This window comes from Mesorhizobium sp. B2-4-12 (assembly GCF_006441575.1).
GTDB lineage: Bacteria > Pseudomonadota > Alphaproteobacteria > Rhizobiales > Rhizobiaceae > Mesorhizobium.
Genome location: NZ_VFVC01000042.1, coordinates 39,492 through 55,077, shown reverse-complemented (window position 1 = coordinate 55,077; position 15,586 = coordinate 39,492). Strand labels below are relative to the sequence as shown.

Below are 15,586 nucleotides of genomic sequence, written 5' to 3'. Positions count from 1 at the left end.
ACGAGACCCCCACCCCGCTTCGCAAAAGCCGCCCGAGCGGCATTTGCTGCGCGACCCTCCCCACAAGGGGGAGGGTAGAAGGAGCTACATCTTCACCCGCTCCGCCTTCGGATCATACATCGGCTTCAGCGACGCTTCCGCCGCAAAACGTTCGCCGGCGATCTCGATCTCGTAGCTCGAGGCCAGTACATCCGCCTCGCTCTCGCCATGGCACGGCACATAACCCAGCCCGATCGCACCGCCGAGATGGTGGCCGTAATTGCCCGATGTGACCGGGCCGACGATCTTGCCGTCGCGCAGGATCGCCTCGTTGTGGAAGAGCAGCGGTTGCGGGTCTTTCAGGCGGAACTGCACCAGCCGGCGGGCCAATCCGGCTTCCTTTTTCTTCAGCACCGCATCGCGGCCGATGAAGTCGCCCTTACCCGTCTTCACCGCGAAGCCGAGGCCTGCTTCCAGCACATTGTCCTCGTCGGTGATGTCGTGGCCGAAATGGCGGAAGGCCTTTTCGATGCGGCAGGAATCCAGCGTGTGAAGGCCGCAGAGTTTCAGCCCGACATCGGCACCAGCCTGCTCGATCGCCTCGAAGACATGAGCCGCCTGGTCGGTCGAGACATAGAGTTCCCAGCCGAGCTCGCCGACATAGGTGACGCGGTGGGCGCGGGCCAGACCCATGCCGATCTCGATCTCCTGGAAGGTGCCGAACGGGTGGGCTTCGTTGGAGAAGTCGTTGGGGCTGACCTTCTGGATCAGGTTTCGCGCATCCGGGCCCATGACGCAGAGCACGCTTTCGGCAGCGGTTACATCGGTAATGACGACGAACGCCTCGCCGATATGCCGGCGCAGCCAGGCCAGATCGCGCTGCAGCGTGGCGCCGGGGACGACGAGGAAGTAGGCTGTATCCGACAGGCGCGACACGGTAAGGTCGCTCTCGATCCCGCCACGCTGGTTGAGCATCTGCGTGTAGACGATCTTGCCCGGCGCGACGTCCATGTCGTTGGCGCACAGTTTCTGCAGGAAGGAGCAGGCGTCGCGGCCCTCGACGCGGATCTTGCCGAACGAGGTCATGTCGAACAGGCCGACCTTGTTGCGGACGGCCAGATGTTCCTCGCGCTGGTTGTCGAACCAGTTCTGCCGCTTCCAGGAATAGCGGTATTCGCGCTCCTGTCCCTCCCGGGCGAACCAGTTGGCGCGCTCCCAGCCGGCGACCTCGCCGAACACGGCGCCACGTGCCTTCAGATGCTCATGCAAGGGCGAGCGGCGCACACCACGCGACGTCGCCATCTGACGGTAGGGGAAATGATCGGCGTAGAGCAGGCCGAGTGTTTCCGAGACGCGCTCCTTGAGATAGCGGCGGTTCTTCTGGAATGGCTGGGTGCGGCGGATATCGACTTCCCACAGGTCGAAGGGCGCTTCGCCATCGTTGATCCACTGCGCCAGAGCCATGCCGGCGCCACCGGAGGAGACGATGCCGATCGAATTGTAGCCGGTCGCCATCCAGTAGCCCCGCAGTTCCGGCGCTTCGCCGAGATAGTAGCGGTCGTCGGGCGTGAAACTTTCGGGGCCGTTGAAGAAGGTGTGGATGCCGGCGGTGGCCAGCATCGGCATGCGGTTGACGCCCATTTCGAGGATGGGTTCGAAATGATCCATGTCCTCGGGCAACTGGTCGAAGCAGAAATCCTCGCGGATGCCGTTCATGCCCCACGGCTTGGCCACCGGTTCGAAGGCGCCGAGCATCATCTTGCCGGCATCTTCCTTATAGTAGGCGCACTCGTCCGGCACGCGCAGGACCGGCAAGCGGCTCAACCCGGGGATCGGCTCGGTGACGAGATAAAAGTGCTCGCAGGCATGCAGCGGGATGTTCACGCCGTTTTGCGCGCCAAGCTCGCGCGCCCACATGCCGGCGCAGTTGATGACGATGTCGGCCTCGATCGTGCCCTGGTCTTCGCCACGTGCCCAGGACACGCCGGCAATGCGGCCCGCCTTCGTGTGGACCTTGGTGACCTTCACGTTCTCGACGATGGTGGCGCCGCGCTGACGCGCGCCCTTGGCCAAAGCCATGGCGATGTTGGCGGGATCGCACTGGCCATCGAGCGGCAGATGCACGGCGCCGACCACGTCGGAGACATTGAGATGCGGATACATCTCCTTCACTTCGCTGGGCGAGATCTCGCGTACATCGACATCGAAGGCGCGGGCGAGCGAGGCCTGCCGGTAGATCTCGTGCTTGCGCTCCTCGGTCAGCGCCACGGTGATCGACCCGACCTGGCGCATGCCGGTGCCGACCTCGGTCTCGGCTTCCAGCTTGACGTAGAGGTCGGCGGAATATTTCGCCAGCCGCGTCATATTCTGCGAGCCGCGCAACTGGCCGATCAGGCCGGCGGCGTGCCACGTCGTGCCCGATGTCAGCTGCTTGCGCTCGAGCAACACGATATCGGTCCAGCCGAGCTTGGCCAGGTGATAGGCGACCGAGCAGCCGGACACGCCGCCGCCGATGATGACGGCGCGGGCTTTGGCGGGGATGGATTTGGGGTAAGGGGTATTCATGCGGCCTCGCGGCGATAGGTGAAAGCAAAACGGCGCAGCCGCAGTGCCGCCTCTTTGAGCACCGGCTCCGGCTGGCACAGGCTGATGCGGATGTGGCCGGCGGCGGCCTCGCCGAAGCTGGAGCCCGGCATCACGCCGACTTTCTCCTTGTCGAGCAGGGCGAAGGCGAATTTCTCATCGTCGGGTTCGACATCGGAGATATCGAGCATGACATACATGCCGCCCTCGGAACCGCGCACGGTCACATCGTTCGTGCCGCGCAAGGCGTCGAGCAAGACGGTGCGGCGGGCCGCATAGCGTTCGGCGATGTCACTGACGCCATAATGGTTTTCCAGTGCCTCGGCGCAGGCGATCGAGATGAAGGCTGGCAGGCCGTACGTGGTCACCAGATTGAGGTTGATGAGCAGCGCGATCATCGCTTCCGGACCCGTCAGCCAGCCCATGCGCCAGCCGGTCATGCCGTGGCTCTTGGACATGGAATTGATGACCAGCGTGCGTTCGGCCATGCCGGGCAGCGAACGCGGCGAGACATGCTCGCCGCCGCCCAGCGTCCAGTAGACCTCATCCGACAGCAGCCAGAGGTCATGCTCCCTGCAGATTTCGGCCAGTTGTTCCAGCCGTTCGCGCGAATAGACCGCACCTGTCGGGTTGTTCGGGGTGTTGATCAGGATGGCGCGGGTGTTCGGCCGCAATGCCGCGCGGATCATGTCGGCACGCGGCTGGAAACCGTCCTCGGCCGGTGTTTCGACGACGGTGAAACTGGCACCGGCGGCGCTGAACGTGTTGGGATAGGTGGCGTAGTAGGGCGCCACCACGATAGCGTGGTCGCCCTGGTCGAGCACTGCCTGCACGGCCGCGTAAAGTGCCGCCTGGCCACCGGGCGTGGCGATGACCTGATCCGGCGTTGTTTCAATGCCGGTGCATGCGGTGGAGGCCGCGGCCATCGCCTTGCGCAGGCGGGGCAGACCGGGCAGCGGCGTGTAGTGATGGTTGCTGCCGCGAACCGCCGCCACGCAGGCCTCGATCGTCTGCGAAGGCGTGTCGAAATCATGGTCGCCGACCGACAGCATGATGATGTCTTCGCCGGCTTCCTTGCGGGCCCAGGCGGCGAAATGAACCTCCCAGCCATCCTTGCCCGAAGGCACGATGCCGGAAATGCGCGATGATGGTCTAGGCATTTGTTACTCCCGAAATCTTACACCCTGTCTCTTCCAGCCGGTCGCGCAGCGCGGCAATGTGGCCCGGCCCGACCTCGCAGCAGCCGCCGACGATCTGGGCGCCGGCTTCGACCCAGCCCATCGCCTGATCGGCATAGGCCTCCGGATCGAGGTCGTGACGCGCGTGCAGCACGTCGACGGTGCCGCCATGTTGCAATGCCTCGATCGAGGTGAAGCCATTGGCATAGGCGCCAACCGGGCCGCCAAGTTCGATCAGCTCAGGCAGGGCCGCCGCGATTGCCTCCGGGCGGCAACAGTTCAGCAGCCGAGCGGCCACCGGCAAACCACCGAGGGCGTTTGCCGCGGCGGCAATCGTCTCGCCGCTGCGCAACCGGGGCTCACCGTGGTCGGCAAGCGTCCACGATACCCATACCTGCTTGCCGCTTTCCGACGCCGCAGTGACGGCCGCGCGCGCTTCCTCGGCGGACGCCATGGTTTCGCAAAGGAACAGGTCGACGCCATTCGCCTGCTCGGCGACGATACGGCGGTAGATGTCGAGCGTGTCCTGGTAGGAAATGGTCAGTGCCGGCGCGTAGCTGCCAAAAAGCGGCGACAGGCAACCGGCGATCGCCGTGTCGCCAGCCTCGTCGCGCGCTTGCCTGGCCAGGTCGATGCCGCGCTTCTGCAACGGTTTGAACAGGTCCTCCGCGCCTTCGCGCGCCAGACGTTCAGGCGTCGCCGAATAGGTGTTTATGGTAATGACGCGGGCACCGGCGCGGATGAACTCGGCATGCAGGCCGCGCACCAGATCGGGTTCGTCGATAAGAACCCTGGCCGACCACAGCGGCGTCGGCTCCGACTTGCTGCGCCGCACCAGTTCCTGGCCCATGCCGCCATCGGTGAGGATGACACGCTTCATGCGCGCAACCTCTCGTTCTTCGGATCCCACAACGGCTCGTCCTTCTGCACGACAGCCTTGAACCGGTCGCCGAAAATTTCGATCTCGACAGAGGTGCCCGGCTCGGTCAGGTCTGCGCGCAGCATGCCGAGCGCGATGGACTTGTCGATGCGATGGCCCCAGCCGCCTGACGTCGTTTCACCAACGATCTGGCCGTGATGCCAGAGCGTCGACATGTAAGGCGCGTCGCAATCGCCGGGGTTTTCCACCACAAGCGTGACGAAACGCTTTTTCACGCCTTGCTGTTTCTCGTTCTGCAGCGCCGTCTTGCCACGGAAGGCGGGCTTTTCCCATTTGACGAAACGCTCCAGCCCACTCTGCAGGATCGAATAGTCGGTTGACAGATCGCCTTTCCAGGTGCGGTAACCTTTTTCGAGCCGTAGCGAATCCAGCGCGTACATGCCGAACGGCTTAAGACCGTGTTTCTGGCCTGCGGCCCAGATGGCGTCAAAGACGGCAGCTGTGTCGTCGATCCTGGTGTGGATTTCCCAACCGAGCTCGCCGGCAAAGGAGACGCGCACGAGCCTCGCCCAGTGGCCGGCTATTGTCGTTTCCTGATGCGTCAGCCATGGCAAAGTGAGATCGGCGTCGCAGACCTCGGCGAGGATTTTTCGCGAATTGGGGCCGGCGAGGATCTGGGTCGAATACTCCTCGGTGCGGTCGGTCAGGGCGAAGGCCGCATCCGCTGGCATGCGCAACTTCAGCCATTCGAAATCGTGCCACTGCGCGACCGCCGCGGTGATCAGCGTCATCTGATCCTCGCCATGGCGCACGACGGACATTTCGGTGACGATGCGCCCCTTGCCATCGGCGAAATAGACCAGCCCGATGCGGCCGGGCTTCGGCACAAGTCCGGTGACCTGCAGGCTCAGCCATTCGGCGGCGCCCGGGCCTTCAAGATTGAAGCGCGAAAAGCCGGGCAGGTCGAGGATGCCGGCGGCGTCACGCACGGCCAGGCACTCTTCGCGCACGCGGTGCTGCCAGGGCCCGTCGCGGCGGAAGGTCAGGGTCGCTTCCTCGGAGATATCGTCGCCGTCCTGCGCGTACCAGGTGGCGCGTTCCCAGCCATTATAGGCGTCGAAGCGGCCGCCGAGCGCCTTGATGCGATCATGGATCGGCGACAGCTTGCGGTCGCGCCCTTCCGGCCAGGCATGGCGCGGGAACTGGATGGCGTATTCGTTGCCGTAGATTTCCATGCCCTTGGCGACGCAGTAGTCCGGTGCAGCAGCAAAAGAGGTGAAGCGGCGCGGATCGCACGACCACATGTCCCACTCCGTCTGGCCTTGCGTGACCCATTCGGCCAGCACCTTGCCGGCGCCGCCGCCTTGGGCAATGCCGAAGGTGAAGACGCAGGCCTCGAAGGCATTGGGGACGCCAGGCATCGGGCCGATCAGCGGATTGCCGTCCGGCGCATAGGGGATCGGACCATTAATGACCTTGGACAGGCCGGCGGTGCCGAGGATCGGCACGCGGGCGACGGCATCGGCCAGGTAGTGTTCCAGCCGGTCGAGATCGTCGGGGAAGAGCTGGAAGGAAAAGTCCTCCGGCATCGGATCGTTGTGGGTGGCCCAATGCGCGCGGCAATTGCGCTCATAGGGGCCGAGATTCATGCCGCTCTTTTCTTGGCGCAGGTAGTATGAGGTGTCGACGTCGCGCAGCAGCGGCAGCTTCTTGCCCTGTTCCTTCGACCAGGCGGCGAGTTCGGGGATCTCCTCGAACAGGATATATTGGTGGCTCATCACCATCATCGGCACTTCGCGGCCGAACATTCTGCCGACTTCCGCGGCGCGGTAGCCGGCGGCGTTGACGACGATCTCGCAACGGATATCGCCTTGCGGTGTGGTGACCACCCATTCGTCCTTCTCACGGCGCACGCCGGTCACCGGGCAGAAGCGGATGATCCTGGCGCCCATATCGCGCGCGCCCTTGGCCAGCGCCTGGGTGAGCTGCGCCGGATCGATGTCGCCGTCGCTCGGGTCGTAGAGCGCGCCTTCAAGGTCGTGCGTCTCGATGAAGGGATAGCGGCGCTTGATCTCGTCGACGCCGACCACGTCGATGTCCATGCCCTGATAGCGGCCCATGCCCTTGGCGCGCTGGAATTCCTGCATGCGCTCCTTCGAGTGGGCGAGGCGCAGCGAACCGGTGACGTGATAGTTCATGGGATAGTCGACCGCCTCGGCAAGGCCCCGGTAAAGCTCGGTCGAATAGCGCTGCATGTTCATCAGCGACCAGGACGAGGAGAAGGTCGGAACATTGCCGGCGGCATGCCAGGTCGAGCCTGACGTCAGCTCGTTCTTTTCCAGAAGCACGCAGTCGGTCCAGCCTGCCTTGGCCAGATGATAGAGCGCCGAGGTGCCGACAACGCCACCTCCGATGATCACCACGCGCGCCGTGCTCGGCAAACCCGCCATGTTCTTCTCCCAAACTTCAAGCGCGCTGCGCTTCTGCTTTTGTTTTGATGCATGTCGTCGACCCAAAACCGCGCACGGTCTTGGGCGACATGCATTTCAGTAGACGGGTGGCGAAACCACCCAGATGACAACCGCCGGCTCGGTCCCGGGATTGCGCCAGCGATAGGGCTTGCCTTCGAAGCGGAAGGAATCGCCTTCGCCGAGCCGGTGCCAGACGCCCGCGATCTCGATATCGAACTGCCCGGAGGCGACGTATCCGGCCTCCTCGGTCGGTCGGCGAGCCTCGGTCTTCAGCTCCGCGCCCGGCGCGAAGACCGAGCGCACCATCTCGAAGCTGCCCCCGAGATCGGGTGACAGAAGCTCTTCGACCAGGCCGGATTCGCTGGTGCCAAGCGTGCGTCGCTTGCCGGCACGCACAATGACGCCGCGCTCGCTTTCCTGGGGTACGTCGTGACTGAAGAACAGGCTGATCGGAACGCCGAACAGCTCCGCGAAGGCCCTGAGGTCGCTGAGCGATGGCGTTGACAGACCACGCTCGACCTGACTGACCCAACCGACCGAACGGTCAAGTTTCAGGGCGATCCCTGCCAGCGTCAGCCCGCGCGCCCTGCGCAGCGCCCTGATATCGCTTGCCAGCACGCGTTCGTCAGGTCCCTGCAATGTTCGTGCGGTAGTGGAGGGCAAAACGCTCTCGTCATGAAAATTTCCATCCGAATTTCATGAGAAAGCAAGCTCATGAAAAAATCAAGTAGATTTTCACCGATGCTCAAGATTTGCTTGCAGGATTTTGACGGTTCATGCAAAGGCTCCGCTTCTTCGAGCGGCGAGTGGGGACGTCCGATCGACACAAAGGCTGAGGGACGGCCCATGCTGGAAAAGAAGGCTCGGATCGCGGGCGATGCCGAGATTGTCGACGAGGCGATCCTAACGCGCCGTTCGGTGCGCGCATTCCTGCCAGACATGATCGATGACGAGGCGATCCGCGCCATTCTTACGGTCGCGGCGCGCGCACCGTCGGGCACCAACATGCAGCCGTGGCGCGTCTACGTCATCAAGGGCGAGACCAAGCAGCAGATATCGGATGCCATCCTGAATTCCGGCATCCGGGCCGAAAAGGCCGATTGGGACGAGTATCGCTACTATCCCACGCAGTTTTTCGAGCCATACCTGACCCGCCGCCGTGCCAATGGCTTCGGTCTCTATGGCGCACTCGGCATCGGCCGACGCGAGGTCGACAGGATGCGCGCCCAGCATGACCGCAACTTCGTCTTCTTCGATGCGCCGGTCGGCATGATCTTCACCATCGATCGCCGCCTCAACCAGGGTTCGTGGATCGACTACGGCATGTTCCTGCAGAACATCATGGTCGCGGCGCGGGGCAGGGGCCTGCACACTTGCCCGCAGGCGGCCTTCGCGCCCTATCACCGGCAAATCCGGCCGGTGCTCAACATTCCCGACGAAGAGATCGTCGTTTGCGGCATGGCGCTCGGCTATGAAGACACGTCCAAGCCGGAAAACGCCTTCCGCACCGATCGCGTGCCGTTGGAAGAATGGGTGACGTTCAGCGAGTAAGGCTTGTGGCCTACTCGGTCATCTGCATGCCATGGCCGCTGACATGGGCACCGTCCTGTGGCGTCAGCTTGAGATAGGCGAGCAGCGCGCAGAGCGTGATGACGCCCTCGATCATAAAGAGAATCCGGAAATCGCTGGCGACCGCCGCGCCGCCGCCGGCGAGGAATGACAGCATGGCAGCAGCGAGACCGACGCTGATGGCGACCGCCAGCTGCCACAGGATGTAATAGAGCGCGCTGAAGCGGGCGAGCTGTTCGGGCGCGATGTCGGAATAGGCGAGGTTGCCGGTCGATGCCCACTGCACGGAGCGTAACACGCCGAAGACAAAGATGTAGGTCAGCGTGATCCACACCGGCGTCGTCGCCTGCAGCAAGGCAAAGCCCGCGATCATCGCGGCGACCACGGGCGTGTTGAAGACCAGCACGCGGCGGAAGCCGAAGCGATTGAGAAGGCGCGGCATGAAGAACCGCATGACCACCGATCCGACCGCCGCGACGAAGGTCAGCGATCCCGCCTGCACCGCGCTCATGCCGAAGCCGAGCTGGAACATCAGTGGCAGCAGGAAGACGACGGAGCTGAGGCCGATCGTATCCAGACCGCCGCCAGTAAGGAATGAAATGCGGAAGGTGCGGATGCGCAGGAGCTTGAGATCGAGCAGAGGATTGCGCACGCGCAGGCAGTAGAACGAGGCGGCCGTCAGAATGACGACGGCCAGCACAAGCTCAACCGCGATCATGCTTCCGGCTACGTCCTTCGCCGCCAGCGAGTCCATGCCGAAGACCAGCAGGACCATGCCGCTGCCGACCAGCAGAAAACCCGGAAAATCGAAGGGCGTGCGCACCGGCTTGGTCATGGTGGGAAACAGCGAGGCGGCAAGCACGGCCGCCGTTAGCGCGAAGGGCACGTTGATGAAGAAGATCCAGCGCCAGGAAATGTAAGTGGTCAGCGCGCCGCCGACGAGCGGACCGACCAACGGTCCGGACTGGCCGGCCAGCGAGATATACATGTTGATCTTCAACGTCCGGCTGCGCGGAAAGGTCGACAGGATGACGACCTGGCCGAGCGTACCCATCAGCGCGCCACCGAAGCCCTGCAACGCGCGGGCGCCGACCAGCATCCAGATGTCGTTCGAGAGCCCGCACAGGGCCGACGAGGCGGCGAACACCAGCAAGGCGAAGCAGTAGACATTGCGCAGGCCGAAGCGGTCGGCGGCCCAGCCGCCGAGCGGCATTGAGATGATCAGGCTGGCGACATAGACGGTGATCAGCAGACCGAGCTGGCTGGGTGGACGAGCGAGGCTTTCGCCGATGCCGGGCAGTGCCGTCACCACGACATTCTGATCGAGGCTGGTCATGAAGACGCCGCAGGCGACCGTCAGCGGCAGCAGGAGTAAGGCTCTGGCCGACACATCGGCGCGATCCGTGGCGCCGGCGGATATTTCAGCAGTCATGGGGAGGTTCGAACCAAACGAATGCGCCGACTCTGAGACGGGATTTTCATGTCCCTTTGACCGGTTGGACGGCCACGTTTTGACATCATGGGCGCCCGCGGCGGGATTCTCTAGCGGCAGAACCGGCTGGCCTTGAGGCCAGAAGCCGCGACTAAGCGGCGGTCCGGCCACATCATCTATTGCACTTCGTAACCGACTTCCTCGCTGGCATGGCAAAGCGCCTTCCAGAACGAACGCGCGAAGGAGCGGAAGACATAGATGTCGAACTGATCGGCGCCGGTGCGCTGGATCTGGGCGAAGACATCGTGGTGGGCAGTCGAGCGGCCCGCGCCTATGGGGAAGGCCGGCAGTGCGAAATCGATGGCGAAGAACTTCGCCAGCACCCATTCGGCCTTCGGACCGGCAAGGCGAATCGCCGTGCGGCCATGCGACAGGTCCGTCACCGTGCCGATGTCCGGCATCACCACCTTGGCAAAGGCCGCGGCCAGCCCTTCGGCCTCATCGACAACCGTGAACTTTCCTGGCGCGAAGCCGAATACCGATTTCACGCCGTTACTCAGACCGCCGCCGGCGCCATCAGGCAGCGCAAGCCCGGTGACGGCGTCGATGGCTGCCATCAGTCTCTTCTCCTCGCCCGGCCATGCGGCGAGCTGCACGATCGAGCCCGGGCTCGTTTCGGTCAGGAGGATCTCGACGCCATGTTCGAAATTGCCATGCGAGCCGACGTGAAACTCCGGCTCGAGGGGGGATTGGCGCTCAACCATGCATGCGGGTCCCTTCCGGATCGTAGAAATGGTTGGAGACGATCTCCACCGGCCCGAAGCGGTTGCGCAGGGGATCGGAGACGTGGGCACGCGTGCCGTGCCTGGCCTTGCCGCCCTTGACCAGCGCCAGTGCGATATGCTTGCCGAGCGCCGGCGAGTAGCAACAGGCGGTGATGTGGCCGATCGAGCCGTGCGGATTGGCTTCGTCGATCTCCTCGACAATGTGCGAACCGCCATTGAGCGCCCGGTTGTCGAGCGCGATCAGGCCGACCAATTCCAGACGGTCGGACGCGACGAGGCCTTCACGGTCCATCATCGCCGATCCGATGAACGGTTTCTTCTTCGACAGCATCCAGTCGAGATGCAGGTCGCGCGCCGTGGTGCGGCCGTCGATCTCGGCGCCGGTGACATGGCCCTTCTCGATGCGCATCGTGCCCAGCGCCTCGAGCCCGTAGGTGACCAGCCCGAACGGCTTGCCGGCCTCGATCAGCGCCTCCCAGACCTGCGTGCCGTGGCCGGCGCCGCAATAGACCTCGAAGGCCATTTCACCGGAGAAAGATAGCCGGCAAATCATAACCGGCACGCCTGCTATCTCGCCGTGGACGATGCCCATGAAAGGCAAGGCGGCGTTATCGACCGATGTGCCAGTGACGCAGGCGGCCAGAATCTGCCGGGCCTTCGGCCCGCCGATCGCAGCGCCGGCCCATTCGTCGGTCACCGAGGTGACGTGGACCTTCAGTTCCGGCCAGATCACATCGAGGAAATACTCCAGATGCTGCATCACCTTACCGGCATTGGCCGTCGTGGTTGTCATCAGGAAATCCTGTTCGCCGAGCCGCCAGGTGGTGCCGTCGTCGAAGGCAAAACCATCCTCGCGCAGCATCAGCCCGTAGCGGGCCTTGCCGACGGCGAGCGTCGAGAACATGTTGGTGTAGACGCGGTCGAGGAACGCGGCGGCGTCGGGGCCCTGGACCGCGATCTTGCCCAGCGTCGAGACGTCGACGATGCCGGCGCTTTCGCGCGTCGCCCTGGCCTCGCGCACATAGGCCTGCTCGACCGTTTCGCCTGAAAGCCCGTAGATCATCGGCCGGTACCAGAGGCCGGCGGAATAGAGGGTTGCGCCATTTTCGACATGCCAGTCGTGCATCGGCGTCAGCCGTTCGGGCTTCAGGTCGCCAAAGCGCTCCGCCGCCAGCGAACCGATCGAGACCGGCGCGAAGGGCGGCCGGAAACGGGTCGTGCCGACTTCCGGGATCGGCTTGCCCAGCGCCTCGGCCATGATAGCGAGGCCGGGAACGTTGGAGCTCTTGCCTTGGTCGGTCGCCATGCCAAGCGTGGTGTAGCGCTTAAGATGCTCGACCGAGACAAAGCCTTCGCGATGCGCCAGCCGGACATCCTCCGCCGTCACGTCGTGCTGGAAGTCGACAAAGCTCTTGCCCCTGGCCCTGATCTCGAACACCGGCGCCGGATCGGGGTCGCCGGGTACGGCTTCGACAGAGGGCAAGGCCGCCGGAGTGCCGGTTCCACCGGCTGCCGCGAGGCCGGCGGCGCGGCCTTCGGCGATCGCCTCGACGGTGGAAAAACTGCCGGTGAAGGCGCCGGCTCCGGTCCACTGCTGTGTTGGCCACTGCTGTGTCGGCGATTGCTGCGTTGGCTTCGGCGGCAGGAAGGCTTGCCGCGCGGCATCCCATTCCGCTTTCGCACCGGCCTGGCTGGCCAGATGGATGGTCGGCGACCAGCCGCCCGACATCAGCAGGCAGTCGGCATGGATGCTGCGCGCATCGCCGGTGAGCGCGCCGGTAACCATGTCGAAGCGCTGAACCTTGATGCCTGACAGCGCCTTGCCGCCCTCGGTGGCGACGACGGCGTGGCCGGTAAAGATTTCGGCCTCGGCTTCCGTGGCGAGGCTGCGCATCTCAGCCGAAAGTTCGGGCCTGACGTCGACGACGGCAACGATCGCGGCCCCCGCTTTCTTCAGGGCGACGGCAGCGCGATAGGCGCTGTCATTGTTGGTGAACAGCGCGATCCGCTCGCCCGGCAGTACGCCGAATTCGTTGGCATAGCGTTGCGCCGCATGCGCCAGCATCACGCCCGGCCTGTCATTGCCCGGGAAAACCAATGGGCGCTCGAAGGCGCCGGTGGCCAGCACCACGGATTTGGCGCGGATCGCCCAATAGCGATGGCGCGGCTCGCCCTTGGCCGGCTGTTCCTTGTGGTCGCTGACCCGCTCGAGCGCGGCAAGCGTGTTGTTGTCGTAGTAGCCCCAGACCGTGGTGCGCGGCAGAAGCCGGACATTGTCCCGGTCTTCAAGCTGGGCAACGGTGCGCCGCACCCAATCGGTTGCCGGCGCGCCGTCGATGGTTTCATCGGACCAGTTGGCCGAACCGCCGAAACGCGGCTCGAGATCGGCCAGGATGACGCGGGCGCCATTATCGGCGGCGGCTTTGGCGGCCATCAGGCCGGCGGGGCCGGAGCCGACCACCAGCACGTCGCAAAAAGCGTTCATACGCTCGTAGCGGGCCGGGTCCTTCGCCGATCCGGCGCTGCCGAGGCCGGCGGCGCGGCGAATGAAGTGCTCGCAGAACATCCAGAAACGCGTGCCCTTCAGCGGGCCGAACACCGGTCCCATGAAGGTCTTGTAGTAGAAGCCGGCCGACAGGATCTTGCCGCCGAGCTGGTTGACGGCATGGATGTCCCAGGCGAGCGACGGGAAGCGGTTCTGGCTGACGGCGACCAGCCCATCATGGATCTCGACCATGGTCGCCGGAATGTTGGGCTCGCGAACCTCGCCTTTCAGCACCGTCACCAGCGCATTGGGTTCCTCGACGCCGGCGGTGAGCAGGCCGCGCGGGCGGTGGTATTTGAACGAGCGCCCGAACAGGGTGACGCCCTTGGCCAGCAGCGCGGACGCCAGCGTGTCGCCGGCATGGCCGGTATAGGCGACGCCGTCGAAGGTGAAGCGGATGGTCTTCAGCCGGTCGATGCGGCCGCCAGTGTCCGTGCGGCGCGGGCTCATGATTTGTCTTCCGCCTTGTGACGCGAGGCCGAACCATGGTCGCCGCGCGCGAAGGCGACGCTCGAAATCTCATGGGTCAGCGTGTTGCGCACGACCCGCAGATGCGCCCGGCAACCGCCGGAATGCTGCCAGATCTCGTTGTGGTCGCCAGCCGGGTTCAGCCGGTCATAGACATAGGCATTCCACGCCTCGAAATTCTGCGAGGCGGGGTCGGGACGCTCGCGGTTGCCGTCACCCTGATAGGTGAACTCGATGACGTCGCGCGGGCCGCAATAGGGACAGGTGATCAGCACGGTATATTCCTGATGAAGCCTTGCTTAATGAAGTCGAGGGTTGGCGCCCTGACCCTTGTCGTCGATCACCAGGCCGCGATGGAAGCGGTCGAGCGTGAAGGCGGCATTGAAGTCGTGCGGCTCGTCCTTGGCGATGGTCCAGGCAAAGCACCAGCCTGAGGCCGGCGTCGCCTTGAAGCCGCCATAGCACCAGCCGCAATTGAGATACATGCCGGGCAGGGGGCCTGTGGTGATGATCGGCGAACCGTCCATCGACATGTCGCAGACGCCGCCCCAGGAGCGCAGCATGCGCACGCGGGCGAGACCCGGAAACAGGGCCAGCATCTCGCTCATCACCTCATCGACGATGGGCAGGTTGCCGCGCTGGGCGTAGCTGTTGTAGCCGTCGATGTCGCCGCCATAGACAAGGCCGCCCTTGTCGGACTGCGACATGTAGAAATGGCCCATGCCGAAGGTCACGACGGTGTCGATGAAGGGCTTCAGCGATTCGGTGACGAAGGCCTGCAGCACATGGCTCTCGATCGGCATCGTCTCGACGCCGGCCAGTTGCATGACGCGCCCGGTGCTGCCGGCCACCGCGACCGCCACCTTCTTGGCCCTGATATCGCCACGCGATGTGGTGACGCCGGTTATGCGGTCGCCGTCGCGCAGGAAGCCGGTGACTTCGCAATTCTCGATGATGTCGACGCCGCGCCGGTCGGCGCCGCGCGCATAGCCCCAGGCCACGGCGTCGTGACGGGCGGTGCCGGCGCGCCGTTGCATCAGGCCGCCGACCACCGGAAACCGCGCCTCATTGGAGATATCGAGCGCCGGGATCAGGCGTTTGATCTCGGCCGGCGTCATCAGTTCGGCATCGACGCCTAGATGGCGCATGGCATTGCCGCGCCTCGCATAGTCGTCGAACTGGGCCGGCGTGTGGGCCAGGTTCAAGCAGCCGCGTTGCGAGAACATGACGTTGTAATTGAGTTCGTGCGACAGGTCCTCCCACAGCTTCATCGAGTGTTCGTAGAAGCGTGTGTTGGCCGGTAGCAGATAGTTCGAGCGCACGGCCGTCGTGTTGCGGCCGACATTGCCGGAGCCGAGCCAGCCCTTTTCCAGCACCGCGACATTGGTGATGCCGTGTTCCTTGGCAAGATAATAGGCGGTCGACAGGCCATGCCCGCCTCCACCGATGATGATGACATCATAGGAAGCTTTCGGGTCCGGCTTGCGCCAGGCCGGCTTCCAGTCCTTGTTTCCCTTGAGCGCGTTCGCGAGCAGCGAAAAGGCCGAGTACTCTGCCATCATTGTCATCCGGTTCGGGCGATGCGGCAGACTATAGAGCAGGCCGCATGCGCAAAGCCAATATTGCGCCATTGCCTTTCGACTGGCCGACTCAAGAATCGGCGATCGGCGGAAACAGGCGGCGGATGCGACAGCTT

11 protein-coding genes are annotated in these 15,586 nt (G+C 64.3%); 1 reads left to right on the top strand and 10 read right to left on the bottom strand.

Annotated features, from left to right (window positions below; translation table 11 throughout):
• Positions 1 to 84: 84 nt before the first annotated feature.
• The 5 genes from FJ934_RS21965 to FJ934_RS21945 form a co-directional block, all read right to left on the bottom strand.
• Complete coding sequence (locus tag FJ934_RS21965; protein ID WP_140612362.1) at positions 85 to 2,544, bottom strand: FAD-dependent oxidoreductase; 2,460 nt, start codon at positions 2,542 to 2,544, stop codon at positions 85 to 87.
• Complete coding sequence (locus FJ934_RS21960) at positions 2,541 to 3,722, bottom strand: pyridoxal phosphate-dependent aminotransferase (protein ID WP_140612360.1); 1,182 nt, start codon at positions 3,720 to 3,722, stop codon at positions 2,541 to 2,543. The genes FJ934_RS21965 and FJ934_RS21960 overlap by 4 nt, the downstream gene beginning before the upstream one ends.
• A complete protein-coding gene (locus FJ934_RS21955) occupies positions 3,715 to 4,620 on the bottom strand; it encodes a homocysteine S-methyltransferase family protein (RefSeq protein WP_140612358.1) in 906 nt (301 codons plus the stop codon). Before FJ934_RS21955 ends, FJ934_RS21960 begins: the two co-directional genes overlap by 8 nt.
• The gene (locus FJ934_RS21950; RefSeq protein ID WP_140612356.1) at positions 4,617 to 7,070 is read right to left on the bottom strand and encodes an FAD-dependent oxidoreductase; all 2,454 of its coding nucleotides are present in this window, start codon (positions 7,068 to 7,070) and stop codon (positions 4,617 to 4,619) included. Before FJ934_RS21950 ends, FJ934_RS21955 begins: the two co-directional genes overlap by 4 nt.
• Before the next feature lie 96 nt (positions 7,071 to 7,166).
• Entirely contained in the window at positions 7,167 to 7,709 is a 543-nt protein-coding gene (locus tag FJ934_RS21945; protein ID WP_181165719.1) for an XRE family transcriptional regulator, read from the bottom strand.
• Between the two features lie 228 nt (positions 7,710 to 7,937).
• Here FJ934_RS21945 and FJ934_RS21940 point away from each other — a divergent pair, with 228 nt between their 5' ends.
• Complete coding sequence (locus tag FJ934_RS21940; protein ID WP_181165717.1) at positions 7,938 to 8,642, top strand: nitroreductase; 705 nt, start codon at positions 7,938 to 7,940, stop codon at positions 8,640 to 8,642.
• Positions 8,643 to 8,652: 10 nt separating this feature from the next.
• Here the strand turns inward: FJ934_RS21940 and FJ934_RS21935 are convergent, their stop codons facing one another.
• The 5 genes from FJ934_RS21935 to FJ934_RS21915 all read right to left on the bottom strand — a co-directional run bounded on the left by FJ934_RS21935 (position 8,653) and on the right by FJ934_RS21915 (position 15,449).
• Complete coding sequence (locus FJ934_RS21935) at positions 8,653 to 10,092, bottom strand: MFS transporter (protein ID WP_140612352.1); 1,440 nt, start codon at positions 10,090 to 10,092, stop codon at positions 8,653 to 8,655.
• A 176-nt stretch (positions 10,093 to 10,268) separates the two neighbouring features.
• On the bottom strand, positions 10,269 to 10,856 hold the full coding sequence (locus FJ934_RS21930; RefSeq protein WP_140612350.1) for a sarcosine oxidase subunit gamma: 588 nt from the start codon (positions 10,854 to 10,856) through the stop codon (positions 10,269 to 10,271).
• Positions 10,849 to 13,872: a sarcosine oxidase subunit alpha gene (locus FJ934_RS21925; RefSeq protein ID WP_140612348.1), complete on the bottom strand. Its 3,024-nt coding sequence runs from the start codon at positions 13,870 to 13,872 to the stop codon at positions 10,849 to 10,851. The genes FJ934_RS21930 and FJ934_RS21925 overlap by 8 nt, the downstream gene beginning before the upstream one ends.
• Positions 13,869 to 14,165, bottom strand: coding sequence for a sarcosine oxidase subunit delta (locus FJ934_RS21920; protein ID WP_140612346.1), 297 nt, complete (start codon positions 14,163 to 14,165; stop codon positions 13,869 to 13,871). Before FJ934_RS21920 ends, FJ934_RS21925 begins: the two co-directional genes overlap by 4 nt.
• Before the next feature lie 24 nt (positions 14,166 to 14,189).
• Entirely contained in the window at positions 14,190 to 15,449 is a 1,260-nt protein-coding gene (locus tag FJ934_RS21915; RefSeq protein ID WP_140612370.1) for a sarcosine oxidase subunit beta, read from the bottom strand.
• Between the last annotated feature and the right edge of the window lie 137 nt (positions 15,450 to 15,586).